General features: G+C 41.3%; 11 protein-coding genes and 1 pseudogene. 11 read left to right on the forward strand and 1 reads right to left on the reverse strand.

Going from position 1 to position 15,484, the window contains the following annotated elements; all coding sequences use genetic code 11:
• Positions 1 to 270 precede the first annotated feature (270 nt).
• From AWJ19_RS14390 to galU, 3 genes and pseudogenes are all read left to right on the forward strand, one after another.
• Positions 271 to 480 carry a hypothetical protein gene (locus tag AWJ19_RS14390; RefSeq protein ID WP_068724719.1) on the forward strand — a complete coding sequence of 70 codons (210 nt, stop codon included), beginning with the start codon at positions 271 to 273 and terminating at the stop codon, positions 478 to 480.
• Positions 481 to 732: 252 nt separating this feature from the next.
• Positions 733 to 3,249 (forward strand): annotated as a pseudogene (locus AWJ19_RS14395) (DUF3656 domain-containing protein).
• A gap of 211 nt (positions 3,250 to 3,460) precedes the next feature.
• Complete coding sequence (galU, locus tag AWJ19_RS14400; protein WP_068724721.1) at positions 3,461 to 4,351, forward strand: UTP--glucose-1-phosphate uridylyltransferase GalU; 891 nt, start codon at positions 3,461 to 3,463, stop codon at positions 4,349 to 4,351.
• 90 nt (positions 4,352 to 4,441) lie between these two features.
• On the opposite strand, the gene AWJ19_RS14405 is transcribed toward galU, so the two are convergent.
• On the reverse strand, positions 4,442 to 6,898 hold the full coding sequence (locus tag AWJ19_RS14405; protein WP_068724723.1) for an O-antigen ligase family protein: 2,457 nt from the start codon (positions 6,896 to 6,898) through the stop codon (positions 4,442 to 4,444).
• A gap of 101 nt (positions 6,899 to 6,999) precedes the next feature.
• On the opposite strand from AWJ19_RS14405, the gene AWJ19_RS14410 reads away from it, so the two are divergent.
• From AWJ19_RS14410 to AWJ19_RS14445, 8 genes are read left to right on the forward strand one after another with little or no spacing between them, the layout of a single operon-like run.
• Positions 7,000 to 7,779, forward strand: coding sequence for an ABC transporter permease (locus tag AWJ19_RS14410; protein ID WP_068724725.1), 780 nt, complete (start codon positions 7,000 to 7,002; stop codon positions 7,777 to 7,779).
• Between the two features lie 24 nt (positions 7,780 to 7,803).
• The gene (locus AWJ19_RS14415) at positions 7,804 to 8,529 is read left to right on the forward strand and encodes an ABC transporter ATP-binding protein (protein ID WP_068724727.1); all 726 of its coding nucleotides are present in this window, start codon (positions 7,804 to 7,806) and stop codon (positions 8,527 to 8,529) included.
• Positions 8,530 to 8,547: 18 nt separating this feature from the next.
• Positions 8,548 to 9,585 carry a glycosyltransferase family A protein gene (locus AWJ19_RS14420; RefSeq protein WP_068724728.1) on the forward strand — a complete coding sequence of 346 codons (1,038 nt, stop codon included), beginning with the start codon at positions 8,548 to 8,550 and terminating at the stop codon, positions 9,583 to 9,585.
• 8 nt (positions 9,586 to 9,593) lie between these two features.
• Positions 9,594 to 11,171 (forward strand): glycosyltransferase, encoded by a 1,578-nt coding sequence (locus AWJ19_RS14425; RefSeq protein ID WP_068724730.1) that lies wholly within the window; start codon positions 9,594 to 9,596, stop codon positions 11,169 to 11,171.
• Positions 11,172 to 11,197: 26 nt separating this feature from the next.
• Positions 11,198 to 12,298 carry a UDP-galactopyranose mutase gene (glf, locus tag AWJ19_RS14430; RefSeq protein ID WP_068724732.1) on the forward strand — a complete coding sequence of 367 codons (1,101 nt, stop codon included), beginning with the start codon at positions 11,198 to 11,200 and terminating at the stop codon, positions 12,296 to 12,298.
• A gap of 1 nt (position 12,299) precedes the next feature.
• The gene (locus AWJ19_RS14435) at positions 12,300 to 13,043 is read left to right on the forward strand and encodes a DUF4422 domain-containing protein (RefSeq protein WP_068724733.1); all 744 of its coding nucleotides are present in this window, start codon (positions 12,300 to 12,302) and stop codon (positions 13,041 to 13,043) included.
• A gap of 29 nt (positions 13,044 to 13,072) precedes the next feature.
• Positions 13,073 to 14,656, forward strand: coding sequence for a hypothetical protein (locus AWJ19_RS14440; RefSeq protein ID WP_068724735.1), 1,584 nt, complete (start codon positions 13,073 to 13,075; stop codon positions 14,654 to 14,656).
• Between the two features lie 33 nt (positions 14,657 to 14,689).
• Positions 14,690 to 15,478: a glycosyltransferase family 2 protein gene (locus tag AWJ19_RS14445; protein ID WP_068724737.1), complete on the forward strand. Its 789-nt coding sequence runs from the start codon at positions 14,690 to 14,692 to the stop codon at positions 15,476 to 15,478.
• Positions 15,479 to 15,484: the final 6 nt, after the last annotated feature.

Raw genomic sequence — 15,484 nt, forward strand, 5'->3', positions numbered from 1 at the left:
ACGCTGCAGGCGGATATCCGTTTGCGGCGTTCTTTTTATACCGGTTTCAGAAAAAATAAATCAAATTCCATCCAAGATTATTCCGTGCTTGTTCGCGTCAATTGAGAAAATCACATTTATCACTGGATAATAGTGAAGAATAATAATTTTTTACAACAATTACAGCTTTTTTAGCAATTTTCTATTGCGCCGGGCAATTGGTAGCGATAACATAAGGGTAGATATGGATTAGATGAACCTGCTTGTCAACCCTTTTGAGGAGGTAATGCCATGCTGCTGGCAGAAGCTGCTGCACAAGAACCGTCTAAATTTCATACCTTTGATCTCTTTATGATTGCCTTTACCATTCTGATTCTTATCGGTGTCATCCGTCTGCTCCGCGCTCCCCAGAAGAATAAGTTTGCGATCGCTTTTGGTGTGGTCAGCCTGCTTGTGTTTGCCGTTTCGGATTATGCGATGATTATGAACTGGCTGAGCTGAACTTAGCAGGTACGGTACTCGATGGTGTTTGGTCAAACTTCAACTTTTGCAAAGCCTAAGACTCCTTTTAACGCTTCCGGCGTGGATAAAGGTGTCTTTTTAATATTTTCGGCTTGAATCAGCTCTGATTCTTCTTTGATTCTTCCAAGATAAATGTTGGTAAACGGATGGCGTACAGATGTGATATTTGATACAATTAATAAGTTAAAGGTTTGGAAATGACCCGCAAAACAGCGGTTTGGGAGGATATAAATGAACGAGCAAGGAATACGCAGAGAAGACGTGGAGCTGTTGGCTCGGCCGGTGACTGGGATTGTATGCGTGCAGCAGTGGCGAACGGTGCGGATGCGGTCTTTTTTGGCGTAGAGAAGTTTAATGCACGGGCGAGAGCCAACAACTTCCGCATGGACGAGCTGCCGGAGATTATGGCGTTTCTTCATAGCTATGGAGTGAAGGGCTTTTTGACGTTTAATATACTGGTGTTTGAAAATGAGCTGGCGGATGCCAAGGAACTGATCGATGCTTGTATTGATGCAGGTGTGGATGCAGTGATTGTGCAGGACTTGGGACTGGTGCGGATGATCCGCGAGATTTCTCCGGACTTCCCGATTCACGGCTCGACGCAAATGACGATTACTTCGCCGGAAGCGGTGGAATTTACAAAGCCTTGGGGTATGGAACGTGTGGTTCTCGGGCGTGAAAATAATCTGAAGCAGATCAAGACCATCGGGGATCAGGCCCGCCTGCCAATGGAAGTGTTTGTGCATGGTGCCCTCTGCGTTTCTTATTCCGGTCAATGCCTGACCTCGGAAATGTGGGGCGGACGTCTGCGAACCGTGGTGAATGCGCCCAGGCCTGCCGGCTTCCGTATGATCTGATGGTGGATGGCGTTGTTCAACCGATGGGTGATGTGACCTATCTGCTGTCTCCCAAGGATCTGGCGGCGATTGACCTGATGCCTGAGCTGATTGAGGCCGGCGTCACCTCCTTCAAGATTGAGGGAAGACTCAAGAGCCCGGAATACGTGGCGAACGTAGTCAGTAAATACCGCAAGGCGATTGACCGGTATTTTGAAGGCAACTGGTCGCCAACTTCCAAGGAGGATATGCGTGAGCTGCAGCAGAGCTTTTCCCGCGGCTTTACGCACGGGTTCCTGGAAGGGACGAATAATAAGAAGCTGGTGGACGGGACTTTTCCAAAAAGCCGTGGCGTGTACATGGGAACAGTCGAGCAGATTCTGCGCGATGGTGTAGTCTGCCGCATTCATGCTCCGCTCAAACGGGGAGACGGCATTGTATTTGACGCCGGCGATCCGACCAAGAAGGAAGAAGGCGGACGCGTCTATGACCTGCGCCGTAAAGGCGTGAAGCTTGAGGGTGAAGCCGGGGAAGGCTGGATCGTTGATATCGTGCCCGGCCGTAACGACGTGGATCTGCGCAGACTGCATGTCGGTGACCGCATCTGGAAGACGAATGACCCGGCGCTCGACAAGTCGTTGCGCCAGTCCTATGAAACCGAGAAGCCGTACCGCGTCTTCCCGGTACATGTGAAGGTCGAGGGCCGCGCAGGCGAGCCGCTGGCTACCTGGTGGACCGACGTTCAGAAGAACGTTACGGTCCGCGTGGATTCGGAGCTGCTGCTGGAAGCCGCGCAGAAGCGCCCGATGGATACCGCCCTGCTGGAAGAACAATTCGGCCGCCTTGGCGGGACCGTGTTCCAGCTTGAGGCGCTTGAGTCGCACCTGGAAGGCGACGTGATCGTGCCTATGCGCGAGCTGAACAGCATCCGCCGCCAGGCGGTGGAGCTGCTTGCCGGCGAGCGCCCGAAGCCGCCCGTCTACGTGAAACGGGCGGTAGAGGTTTACGGCGACGCTGCCCGCAGGGGCGACGCCGGGGTGCGCGGTGAAGCGGAGCTTACCGCGCTGTGCCGCAGCCTGCCGCAGGTGCAGCTGCGCTCGAAGCCGGCGTAAAGAACATCTACGCCGACTTCGAGTTCATCAAGCAGTTCCCGGCAGCGGTAGACGCTGTGCGGGCTGCGGGAGCCAGCATCGCGCTGGCCACGCCGCGCATCCATATGCCGGGCGAGAACGGCTACCACGCCAATATACTGCGCCTGCAGCCCGATGCCGTGCTGGTGCGCAATACAGGTGCGCTGTACTACTATCTCAAGCACCGGCTGGAGCACCCGGATGCACAGCATCCGCGCCTGATCGGCGATTTCTCCCTGAATATCGCTAATCACAAAGCCGTCGACCTGTTCCTCGAAGCCGGTCTGGATACAGTAACACCTTCCTATGACCTGAACATTCAGCAGATGGTCGATCTGCTTGGACACAGTGACACCTCGCGGATGGAGGTTGTCATCCATCAGCATCTGCCGATGTTCCACACTGAGCACTGTGTATATTGCACCTTTATGAGTGAGGGTACCAACTACACGAACTGCGGGCGCCCTTGCGAAGAACAGCGCGCCTCCCTGCAGGACCGGATCGGCATGTCCCATCCTGTCCGTGTAGACGAAGGCTGCCGTAACACGGTATATAACGCGGTGGAGCAATCGGGTGCAGAGTACCTGAACAATTTCCGTGACCTGGGCGTGTCCTCCTTCCGGGTAGAGTTCCTGGAAGAAACACCAGGGCAGGTGGCAGAGGTTATTCGCCTCTACACAAGCGCTCTGCGCGGTGAAATCTCCGGTACCCAGGTCTGGAAGAGCCTTAAGGCGACTAATCAGCTTGGTGTTACACGCGGACAATTGGTTAACGCTAAGTAAGTCTAATTATTATATAGAGCCGGGACCACTCAAGAGTATTAAGCCAGAACTTGAGCGCCTCCTGGCTCTTTTTGTATAAACCGCCTTAATTCCTAACATATAACAATATAACTGCCAAAAACCTTCCTGAACTGCTATAATGAAATTTATTATGCCAAGTTTTACGAGAGCTGTAGCGGCGCTAAAGAACTGAAACAGAAGGAGCTATGTCATGAAAATCCGTAAAGCGATTATTCCCGCAGCGGGTCTTGGTACCCGCTTTTTGCCGGCAACCAAAGCAATGCCTAAAGAAATGCTGCCGATTGTAGACAAGCCGACGATTCAATATATTGTCGAAGAAGCCGTTGCTTCCGGGATTGAGGATATCATCATTGTAACGGGTAAGGGCAAACGGGCAATTGAAGATCATTTCGACAATTCATTTGAACTGGAGTTTAACCTGGCGGAGAAACAGAAGTGGGAGCTGCTGGAGTCTGTACGCAAGTCATCCGAGATGGCTGACATCCATTATATTCGTCAAAAGGAGCCGCGCGGTCTCGGACACGCCATCTGGTGCGCCCGCAAATTCATCGGCAATGAGCCATTTGCTGTATTGCTCGGTGATGATATCGTCGAAGCAGACAAACCCTGCCTGAAGCAGATGATTGAAGTCTACGAAGAATACAAATCCTCCATTGTGGGAGTCCAGCCTGTACCGTGGGAGGAAGTATCCCGTTACGGTCTTGTAGACGGTACCGCATTGGCAGACCGTGTTTATAAAGCCAACCGGCTGGTTGAAAAGCCTAAGCGTGAAGACGCTCCATCCAATCTGGCCATTCTGGGTCGTTATATCCTGACTCCGCGCATTTTTGATATGCTGGGCGAACAGCAGGTAGGGGTAGGCGGCGAAATCCAGCTTACTGATGCGATTGCCCGTCTGAGTGATGTGGAGCGGATTATTGCCTATGACTTCGAAGGCAGACGCCATGACGTCGGCGAGAAGATGGGCTTTATCCAGACGACCATTCATTATGCGCTGCAGCATGAGGAGTTAAGAGACGGTTTACTGGACTATCTTAAAGAAGTTATTGATAATGAGGCGGCGAAGGCTGCAAGACTATAAAGTTATGATCCTAACATCATAAGTACAGGATACACCGAAAAAGGGACAAGCTGTATTATCAGCCTTGTCCCTTTTTTGTGTGTATCCGTATTAAAACTGCATTGCAGCAATCGAATCAATTGCCGCTGCTTCCGCTGCATCAGCAGCAATCAGCAAGTCATATACAGCCTTATCTTGTCCGCCGCTGCGCTTCAGCACAGCCAGGTACCACCGGGCAATTTCACGATTAGTAGTATCGGTGTAATCCTCGCTAAGACCTGATTTGAGTGTTGCAGCCGCAAGCTCATTGTCCCCGGACAATAGCTGCAGCTTTCCTGCATTCAGTGCGATGCTAGGAGTGACAGAGAAAGGACGCCCCTGCAGCTGTTCAGGCGGCAGTGTCTTTAAATGCTCTACGCCATCAGTTACATGCTTATAAGCTTCAAGACCGGCAGTAATATATTCTTGTTTCTTGGCATCGTCCTTCTGCCCATGAGCCGTGTACCCCAAGGAGAACGAGCGGCTAATAATGGCATCATACCAGTCAATATCCCAGTAGAACTTATAAGCGTTATCCTGATATACAGCAAAGGCTTGATCGCCCTGTCCTTTCAGATCGTAAATACTGGCAAGCTGCTTCAGTATATCCTTGTTATAAGGCTCATCCTTCAGTGCCCGGGTTACCAGGTTATAGGCTTCATCCAGATACTGGGTATCCTGCGTCTGGTTATAGACCTGCTGATCCATAGAGGAGAGGTAAAGTACCGATTCAGGATGGTATGGACGTTTGTCCAGTGCCTTTACCAGCGGTGCTTTGATTTCTTCATAGGACTGACTGACGCCGACGAGATTCTTAGCATTCATTGCCGAAGTGCTGGAGCTCAGATAATTAATGGAAAGGAAGAGAAGAAGGACAGTCCCCGCAGCAACTGCCGCCAGATAACCAATCCGGAGTCCGGACTTGTTCCAGTTATCGCGCAGTGCTTTACTATCCATTGCAGCTCCCATACCGGCCAGACTCAGGAAGACCAGAATGCCCATGAATGCATAGCTTAAGTTAAAATCAAGTAAGCTGTGGATCAGAATGGACAATGCAATGATGTAGAAGAAGTAACCATTGGCAAAGTCATCCTTGTCACGCTTCAGATAGCCGCTGATATATTTGTAGAACACATAGCCGATAAAACCTATAAACACAATGAAACCGATAATCCCGACTTCAATCAGATACTGCAGGAAGAAGTTATGCGCCTGCCGGCTGGTGTAAGGGTTATTCTGATACTGCTCATAAAGGGATGCCCAACCGCCGCCGCCGGCTCCAATGATGGGATAGTCTTTAACAACCTTCATAGCATCCTTATAAAAAGTGAACCGTTCCAGCACGCTGTGCTGCTTAAAGTTAATGTTCTCCAGCCGGGTTTCGATGTTCGCAGGCAGGATGCTGCGTACGCTTGTCCCAATTAACAGGAAAGCGACAATTCCCACGAGAACGAGTGAGCCGAGCGGAAGCCAGAGACCGGTTCCTTTACGAGAACCCCAAGCGCCGAGCTTGTGCTCCAGCCAAGGTGCTACATAACGTTGTATAACCCATCCGAGTCCCGCCACTACAAGAGAAGCAACAATCAGGTAAGCCCAGCCTTTGAGGGCAGCCCCGGAAGTGAAAGCCGTATTCAGCTCCGTTCCCAGAGTAGTGAGCGGGTTGGTTACCGCCAGAGCGGCGATACCGGCAATGGCCAGATGAATAATCCAGAGAATCTGCTGGGCCGGTTTGAGCAAGATCAGAAGCAGGATGAATACAACCGGCAGCATAACAAGTCCGCCGCGGGACAAAGTCAGCAGCAGGGAAACAATGATCGGTACCAGCATAAAACCGTGAGTCAGTGTCCCGTACCACTTTTTAGAGCGGATCAGGGCGAACACTGCGACAAACAGAAAAGCCATCAGAAAAGCCGCATAAGTATTTGCATACTGGAAAATGGAGGTCAGGCGCAGACCATTGGAGTCAGTCATTACGGCATCCAAATATTTTCCGCCGCGCACCGTATTCGAGAACCATCCCACCAGGCCTCCGGCAAATTTCGCGCCGCCAAGCCAGTTAATCAGTCCAAACATCACAATAAAATAGGAAATGGCAAGAACCGCATTCTGTATGACAACATTTAGTTGCTTTTGCTTGAGTAAATATAACGCTATAATGAATATTGCGATGTACATGCTCTGTATGAGCAGCAGATTCATCGCCATATAATGCGAAGCTGCGCCAAAGAGCGACAACGCATACGTTATAGGAAGCAGCAAAGCCGCAACTACAATTAAGTCACGCTGCTCCTCAAGCTTGAACTTTGTAAAATACAAGCCCATCCAGAGCAGCAGCAGCAAACTGCTAAGCAGAGAAGCTATGTAGACCGGTTTTTCAAAGTCCAGCTGCTGTCCGTTAAACAAGCCAACCTGGAACGGGGTCCAGATCAAGAACAAAATTAAAGCAACAGCCAACGCCCATACCGGGCTGGATATCTTTTCAACATTTCTCGACTGAGCTGCATTTTTACCGTATACTGGTTTCGACACGTTATAATCTCCTTTTCCTGTAGGTACGAGGATATTTTAGCATAAATGAAACGATTAATGATAGATTTACCAAAGTAGAATACGTTATTAAGGAGAGGGATATGTTGCAGTCGTATTTTCGGAATTTCTTCAAGTTTAGATACCTATTATCAGAATTGGTCGTCAGAGATGTTAAAGTGAAGTACAAAAGATCTGTGCTCGGACTTTTATGGAGCGTGCTTAACCCGTTATTTATGATGATTATAACTACTATTGTCTTCTCGAACCTGTTCAGATTTGATATTACAAATTTCCCTGTATATCTTCTTTCTGGGCAAGTAATATTTGCCTTTTTTTCTGAGGCAACTAACGTAGCCATGATAGCAGTTCTTTCTAATGCCCAGATGATAAAGAAGATATATGTGCCTAAATACATATTTCCTGTGTCTAAGTCTCTTTCTGCGTTTGTAAATTTGGGTTTCTCATTACCTACATTGTTTTTTATAATCCTTTTCACGGGACAACCACTGACATGGCACATGCTATTGTTCCCGATCCCAATCGTTCTAATGCTTATTTTTTCCATAGGAATCGGGTTGATCCTCTCGACCTATGCAGTGTTTTTTAGAGATATTGTTCATTTGTATGGGGTTCTCTTAACGGCTCTTAACTACTTAACACCGATATTTTACCCTTTGAAAATCATACCTGAAAAGTTTCAGCTGTTTATCCTGTTTAACCCCCTCTATTATTATGTGGAGCTATTTAGAGATGTTGTTTACTATGGAGTGACTCCTGAACTTGGAACTCTTTCTATATGCATGATCCTGTCTTTACTTTCTCTTGCATTAGGATTCTATGTATTTCACAGAAATCGTGATAAATTTATTCTTTATATCTAAGCGAACAGGAGGAGACTTTAACCAATGGGTAGCATCAATGTATCACATGTAAGCATGAGCTTTAATATGAGTAAAGATAAGATAAATAGTATTAAAGAATATGTAATAAAGCTGGCGAAAAAACAGTTGTTTTATGAAGAATTCAAAGCGCTGGATGATATATCCTTTTCCATCAATAAAGGAGAAGTTTTTGGGATCATTGGTAAGAATGGAGCCGGGAAAAGTACACTGTTAAAATTAATAGCCGGTGTTCTAAAGCCTTCACAAGGCAGTATTGAAATCTCAGGTTCAATAGCGCCGCTAATTGAGCTCGGAGCAGGCTTTGATCCGGAATTAACAGCTAGGGAAAATATCTTTTTGAACGGAGCTATGCTCGGATACTCAAAAAAATACCTCAGAGAAAAATTTGATGAAATAGTCGATTTTTCTGAATTACACAACTTTTTGGATGTTCCAGTGAAAAATTATTCTTCCGGAATGTATGCGAGACTTGGGTTCGCAATTGCTACTTTAGTAGAACCTGAAATACTGATTGTTGATGAAATATTATCTGTCGGCGACTACCAATTTCAGCAAAAATGTGAACGGAAAATACAAGCGATGATTGAGAAGGGGACTACTGTAATTATGGTTTCTCACTCACTAGATCAAGTACAGGAACTATGCTCAAGGATTCTTTGGTTGGAACATGGACGGATAAGGTCGATAGGTGACAGTGCAACAATATGTGAGCAGTTTAAGAACAGTTGATGAGGAGAATAGATTTAAATGAATAACTTCATTACTTTTGTGATTCCGGCCTACAATGTTGCCGACTATTTAGAAGAATGTTTAGAAAGTGTGCTTCACCAGACAGTTGATGGTTGGAAAATTATTTTAGTTGATGATGGTTCTACAGATAATAAGACAAGCGAAATCTGCCGTAGATACGCAGATGCCCATCCCCAAAAAATAAAGGCTGTTTTCCAAAAAAATAGAGGTTTGGGCGGTGCTCGCAATACTGGATTAAATCAGGTTGATACGAAGTATGTAATGTTCTTTGATAGTGATGACATTCTTGATCTGAATTTTGTATATAACCTAAAAAAGAGGGAAGAAAAATATAAATGTGATCAAATAGATATGATTTTTACACTTCCTGTGATCTATGATAACCGCGATAAGAAGTACTATGACTGGTATGATAAACAAAAGTTTATTGATATATTTGGACACGAGGCATATCGGGTCCCTGTTGTAACTAAAGAACTTTTCTCATTAGAAGTTAATGCCTGCCGAAAAGTCTATCGCACTAATTTCCTAAGAGAATTGAATTTTCAATTTGATGAGCATCTTAAGTATGAGGACTTTTACCCACATTACTATCTTCTATACAATGCTAAGAGTTGCTTGGGCTTTGATATTACGAGTTTTTACTACCGTATTAACAGACCAAATCAAATTACCCAGTTACGAAATTCTTCACGGCTTGATGTAGTTAAAATAATTTCAAAGACTTTTGATTTTGCAATTACCAATGAAATAGATCCGCCATTGGTCAATATTATCTTTGATAATTCTATTAATTTTTCCATATGGTGTATTAATAATTCTGCTCAAGAAGTAAGAGAAAAACTAATTGAGCAATTGTCTAGACTATATAATGTCCTTCCTAAGGAATTGGTTAATGAGTATCTCAATTATACTAAAAGCAGAAAGTACAAATACTTTTTGAAAATTATACGTAGTAGTCTTTTATCCAAATTAATGTATGATTATCTATTGATTGAATTGGTAAAAGAAAAATTAGCAAAGCGAAAGGGATAATTCAAATTATGCTGTCTTTTAATTATTTAGCTAAAAATGTTAATCAACTGAATGCTAATCAGTCTATTCTGTTTGTTGTAAGTAAAGAAATAGACTATAAATTTATACATCAGGCTTTTAGGACATTAAACACAATTAACAATAAATATGTATTCAGCAGCAGTTTAGATAGTCTGATTGATTTACATATCGACCCCTTATCTGATTTTGAAAAAAGCTATTTACTCAAAGATAATCAAATTTATACTGTTGAATTCACGGGTGATATTAGTAATAAACGGGAAATTAAATGCGTGCTGAAAAATGAAGTTCTAGGGAATTTTGATATTGTCTGTTTTGATGGTGATACTAACTATAAAACCATTCAAATTATAGAAACCACTAAGCCTAAATATCTTTATGGAGAGGTGAAATTTGAAAATTTTGATTATTACGAAGTTTGGATGAGGTTTTCAAATTTTTGTGAATTTATTCTGCTTTCCGTTACCACTAAAGAATATAAAAATGAAATTTTTGAATGGACAAAAGGTGAATATGAGGTTGAACTCAGTATTATTTTGCCGGTATATAATGTTGAAAAATATCTAATAGACTGCTTTAAAGCAATTGCAAATTGGAAAGTGGACTTTGTGGAGTTTCTTGCAGTAAATGACGGCTCTCCCGATTCATCTTTGGCAATACTTGAAGAACTGGCAAAACAAGATTCACGGATAAAAATTATAGATAAACCAAATGGTGGTTGCGCATCTGCTCGTCAAATGGGACTTGAGAATTCAAAGGGAAGATATGTAGGTTTTATCGATCCTGACGATTTCACGACACCTGATATGTTTTTGCAATTACACAGAAGAGCAATGCTTGGACAGCATCAGGTTGCATACTGTGGATACAATGAGTTTTATGAGACAACTAAAACACATAAGCCTGTATTAGCAGACATGCTATATGAACCCTATGACAAAGGAACAACTGACGAGAAAAGTATTAGGAAACTAATTACTGATCTTCGTGTAGGGATTTGGAGAGGTATTTATTCCAGACAGTTTCTTATTGATGAAAACATTAATTTTAATATTGAAATAAAAAGGTTTGATGATCTTCCATTCAAAGTTGAAATTTTTGCTCGAGCTAAATCGGTAGTGGCTATTCCGGAGTTTATGTACTTTTATAGATTACAAAGACCAGGGCAAGACATAGCGATTACTGACGAACGCCTATATGTTCATTTTCAAATTTTCGATTATTTGGATAAAAAAATGGACGCAGGAGATCGCGAAATTATGGATTTATTACAGCTTGTAAAAATTGAAACACATTTATGGGCTATTAAAAAGTTGGAACCTAAATATAAGCGGAAATACATTAAGTTAATGAAAAAAGATCTTCGCATCAATGCAGGGTTTATTAGAAATATGCTTGTTTCATGGCGGTTGAGAGGTTCTAGAAGAGCCCTGACTTACAGCGCAGTATATCTGGGGTTAACACCTGTTATAAAAATGCTTAGTATTAAAGAAAATCGGATCGGGACTTCTAAAAAGAGTAAGTATACAGTCTCTAAAGATAAGCTTCGTCAGTTTTATGAATAAGAAAGTAAAAAGGGTGGTAGATAAAGATGTACGATTACCTTATAGTGGGAGCAGGGCTATTTGGAGCAGTATTTGCATATGAAGCAAAGCAACGAGGTAAAAAGTGTTTAGTGATTGATAGAAGAAATCACTTGGGCGGTAATATTTACTGCGAAAATACTGAAGATATCAATGTCCATAAATATGGGGCGCATATTTTTCATACGAGTAATAAGGCAGTTTGGGATTATGTCAATCAATTTGCTGAATTTAATCGCTACACGAATGCTCCGATCGCTATTTATGAAAATGAACTTTATAATTTGCCATTTAATATGAACACGTTTAGTAAGCTATGGGGTACTATTACACCGGAACAAGCAAAGGCTAAGATTGAGGAACAGGTCAGAGAGTCAGGAATAACTAATCCCAAGAATCTGGAGGAACAAGCAATTTCTTTGGTTGGTAAAGATATTTATGAAAAATTAATCAAGGGTTATACAGAGAAACAGTGGGGGCGATCTGCCAAAGACCTTCCGGCATTCATAATTAAAAGGCTGCCTGTCAGATTTACGTATGATAATAACTACTTTAATGATACTTATCAGGGGATACCTATCGGAGGTTATAATGTTATTATTGAGAAGATGTTAGAAGGAACTGATATTAAGCTCGGTGTTGAGTTTTTTGAAAATAAAGAGGAACTGTCATCTTTGGCAAAAAAATTAGTATTTACAGGAATGATTGACGAATACTATGATTATAAATTCGGGGCACTAGAGTATAGAAGCCTGCGGTTTGAACATGAAATATTAGAACAAGACAATTACCAAGGCAATGCTGTTGTTAATTATACGGCCAGAGATATACCGTATACCCGTATTATCGAACATAAGCATTTCGAATTCGGCCAACAACCAAAAACTGTGATAACAAAGGAATATTCATCAGAATGGGCAGTGGGGGATGAACCTTATTATCCTATAAATGATCAGAAAAATAATGAGATATTCAAAAAGTACAAGGATTTAGCGAACAATGAAGGTGATGTTATCTTTGGTGGTCGACTAGCTGATTACAAATATTATGATATGCATCACGTAATTCAAATAGCATTAAAAACTGTTGAACGTGAATTTCAAGGGTAATATGCCAAATCTGACACTTTATATTGCAACACATAATAGACAAGTACCTCATCTAAAGCCTTATATGACTCCAGTTCATGCTGGTAAAATAAATAGCTCTTTAGAATTAGGAATTGAGGGAGATGACAGCGGGGATAACATTTCTGCCCTCAATCCCTTTTTTAGCGAACTCACAGTATTATACTGGGTTTGGAAGAATAAATTAGATTCCCAATATATTGGAATTGCTCATTATAGAAGGCTTTTTGCAATTAACCCAGCTGATTGCCAGATTATTTTTGCAGATTATGACTTCATCGTTCCTCACTCTAAGTTATTTAAACTCTCCTTGGAAGAACAATATAAACGTGAACACGGAAATTATGAATGGGACTTAATGATAAGAATTCTTCGTTCCAGAAATCCTGAATATTTCGAAACGGCCAAAAGTGTTTTTTGCAGTAACAGGATATATAGATTTAATATGCTTATATCGGATCCGAAAAGAATCTCGGCATATTGCGAATGGGTCTTTCCGCTTTTGTTCGAAATTTGGGATAAGAGTAAAGGGGGAAAAGACTCATATCAAAGCCGATATCCCGGATTTCTCTCGGAAAGACTTTTTACGCTATACGTGTATCATAACCAATTTAAATTGAAGGAAACAAAGTTGGATTATCCAGATGGAAATTATAAAGAGTCTCTTTTAATGATCCAAAATCGCATAAATGATTACATTTTCAAATGTAAAAGCCGGAAAAAGTAAAATAGATCAAATGTAAAGGAGAACAGATTATGAAGATTAGGAGGGGAATGTTATATCAATATATTTTGCCAGCGATATGGGCAGTTATAGCGGTACTCCTATCTTTTTTTACAGAAAAGTACTTTATTAATGCAACCCCGATGAAAGTGGGATACATCTCATCTAAACTGGTTTACTTCGTATATATTTTTTTTATATCTAAATTTTTGATTTCTTTTATTTTGAAAATAAAAGAAAAAGATGAGTTCTATAAAAAGTGGCTTTCAAGTTTTCTGAAGTTTTTAATACCATATGTGATAATTCTTTCGGTAGCTTGGCCGGGGTATTTTTCATGGGATGAATTTTCAACATATCAATATACAACATGGTTTCAACTTGATGTATGGCAATCTATACTCACTAGCTTTTTTTATATCAATAATCTTTATATTTTCCCTTCTATTGGAACTATTGTTGTTATTCAAGTGTTGTTTATGTCCTTTGTAGTATCATGGGTTTGTACTAAAATAGAGTTTGAATATAAACCTTTATGGATGACGCAGATTTTTTGGTTCATTATTGTATTTACTCCTGCTATTGCAATCAGTACACTGGTCACGTATAGAAGTACGATGATAGGTATACTTGAATTATGGATTTGTGCAATATTGTTCTTTACTGTTCGCGAAAAAAGCATGAATATAATAAAGCTGCTAATCCTTGCTTTGCTGACCGCTTTGCTTTCTTCATGGCGGATAGAGGGAATTTATCATTTAGTAATTGTCACATTGTTCTTAATATTCTTTTTTTGGAAGACGATATCTAAGAAATATGTCATATTCTTTGTTGTTACAACACTATCTGTCTTCTTTTTGTTTAATAACCTCTATTCAATTTTTTATGGTGATCCACTAACTAAAATGAGATATAGTTTGACCTCTTATTTAAACCCTCTCACCATAATGTTGACGGATAGGGATGCCTTAATAGAGAATAAGCATTTAGAGGCTTTTAACAAAGTTATTGACTTGGACAAAGCAAGAGAGATGTATGCGTACTATGAAACGCCTAGCTTTTGGAATGGAGCAGTGAACGACTCGTTTTCAGAATCTGATCTTACCGAATTTAAAAAAAGCTTTTGGTCTGTAGCATGGCGAAACAAAGATGTTTATCTATCCGCAAGATTTAGAACCATGATTGCTTCATCGGGCATATCAAATTATGGTATCTATCCTAGGGATACTATTAACACTTATTTCCAATTTCCTGATGAAGCTATTGCAAAAGAAGAGATAGTAGTTAATACTTTGAAAAATGATCTGAATAAGCCATTTAATTTGAAAATGAGAAAATTGTCTGCTTCATTTTTGAAATTCACTGTCGATCATCCTATATTGTTTTGGAATTATATTCCTGTTGTGTTGTTGCTTTTAATATTCTTGATTAGGACTTTTCATATTAATAACCCACTTACATGGTTGACAATAATGGTTTTAGCTAGATTGCCGATATTGTTTGTATTTGAACCGGGAAGTTATTTCATGTATTACTATCCGATATTTTTAAGTGGCATACTGCTTCTAGTCTTGTTTATTCTAGAATTTGTGCATAAGAAAAGATCAACACATATATAAGTGCACTACTCTCTTATTGAAAGGAATTATCACGTGGATAAAATCTTACTGTTTATTCCCGGGTACAACTGTGAAAAACAAATACCTAGGGTGCTCAAGCAACTAAATGAAGAAGTAATGAAATATATATCCGAAATTATTGTAGTTAATAATCGGAGTACAGATAACACTGAAGAAGCTGTTTTGAAATTTGCATCTGAAGGGGACCTCCCCTTAACGCTTTTGAGAAATGATGAAAACTATGGTCTCGGAGGTTCTCATAAAGTGGCATTTAATTATGCCTTGAATAATCAATTTGATTATGTAATTGTGCTTCATGGTGATGATCAGGGAGATATACAGGATATTTTACCTTTGCTGAAATCAGGGGAATATCGGTCGTTTGACTGCTGTTTAGGCGCCAGATTCATGAAAGGTTCCAAATTGAAAGGCTATTCCGGATTTCGTACATTTGGAAATAGGGTATATAACTGGGTATTTACTGTTTCTACCGGAAAAAGAATCTATGATCTCGGTTCCGGTTTGAATATGTATAAAACACACATGCTTGCCAACAAGTTTTTTCACCGCTTTTCTGATAACCTAATGTTCAATTGTTATATGCTTTTGGCTAATTCGGCATTTAAACTTAATGTTAGATTCTTTCCAATTTCCTGGAGAGAAGATGATCAAGTATCGAATGTCAAACTATTCAGTCAAGCTATGAAAACCTTGAAAATTGCAGGGGGATATTTTATTTCAGGCAATAAAACGGAATATTTAAAACAGGATTTTAGAAATAACAATGTTTTTGAATATACGGCTAAATCGATTGAGAAATAATTAAAT

Source organism: Paenibacillus sp. DMB5 (genome assembly GCF_001517085.1).
Lineage (GTDB): Bacteria > Bacillota > Bacilli > Paenibacillales > Paenibacillaceae > Paenibacillus_AQ.

Coding starts and splice junctions, on each gene's coding strand:
- AWJ19_RS14390 (WP_068724719.1), top strand. CDS start 271: ATGCTGCTGGCAGAAGCTGCTGCACAAGAACCGTCTAAATTTCATACC.
- galU (WP_068724721.1), top strand. CDS start 3,461: ATGAAAATCCGTAAAGCGATTATTCCCGCAGCGGGTCTTGGTACCCGC.
- AWJ19_RS14410 (WP_068724725.1), top strand. CDS start 7,000: ATGTTGCAGTCGTATTTTCGGAATTTCTTCAAGTTTAGATACCTATTA.
- AWJ19_RS14415 (WP_068724727.1), top strand. CDS start 7,804: ATGGGTAGCATCAATGTATCACATGTAAGCATGAGCTTTAATATGAGT.
- AWJ19_RS14420 (WP_068724728.1), top strand. CDS start 8,548: ATGAATAACTTCATTACTTTTGTGATTCCGGCCTACAATGTTGCCGAC.
- AWJ19_RS14425 (WP_068724730.1), top strand. CDS start 9,594: ATGCTGTCTTTTAATTATTTAGCTAAAAATGTTAATCAACTGAATGCT.
- glf (WP_068724732.1), top strand. CDS start 11,198: ATGTACGATTACCTTATAGTGGGAGCAGGGCTATTTGGAGCAGTATTT.
- AWJ19_RS14435 (WP_068724733.1), top strand. CDS start 12,300: ATGCCAAATCTGACACTTTATATTGCAACACATAATAGACAAGTACCT.
- AWJ19_RS14440 (WP_068724735.1), top strand. CDS start 13,073: ATGAAGATTAGGAGGGGAATGTTATATCAATATATTTTGCCAGCGATA.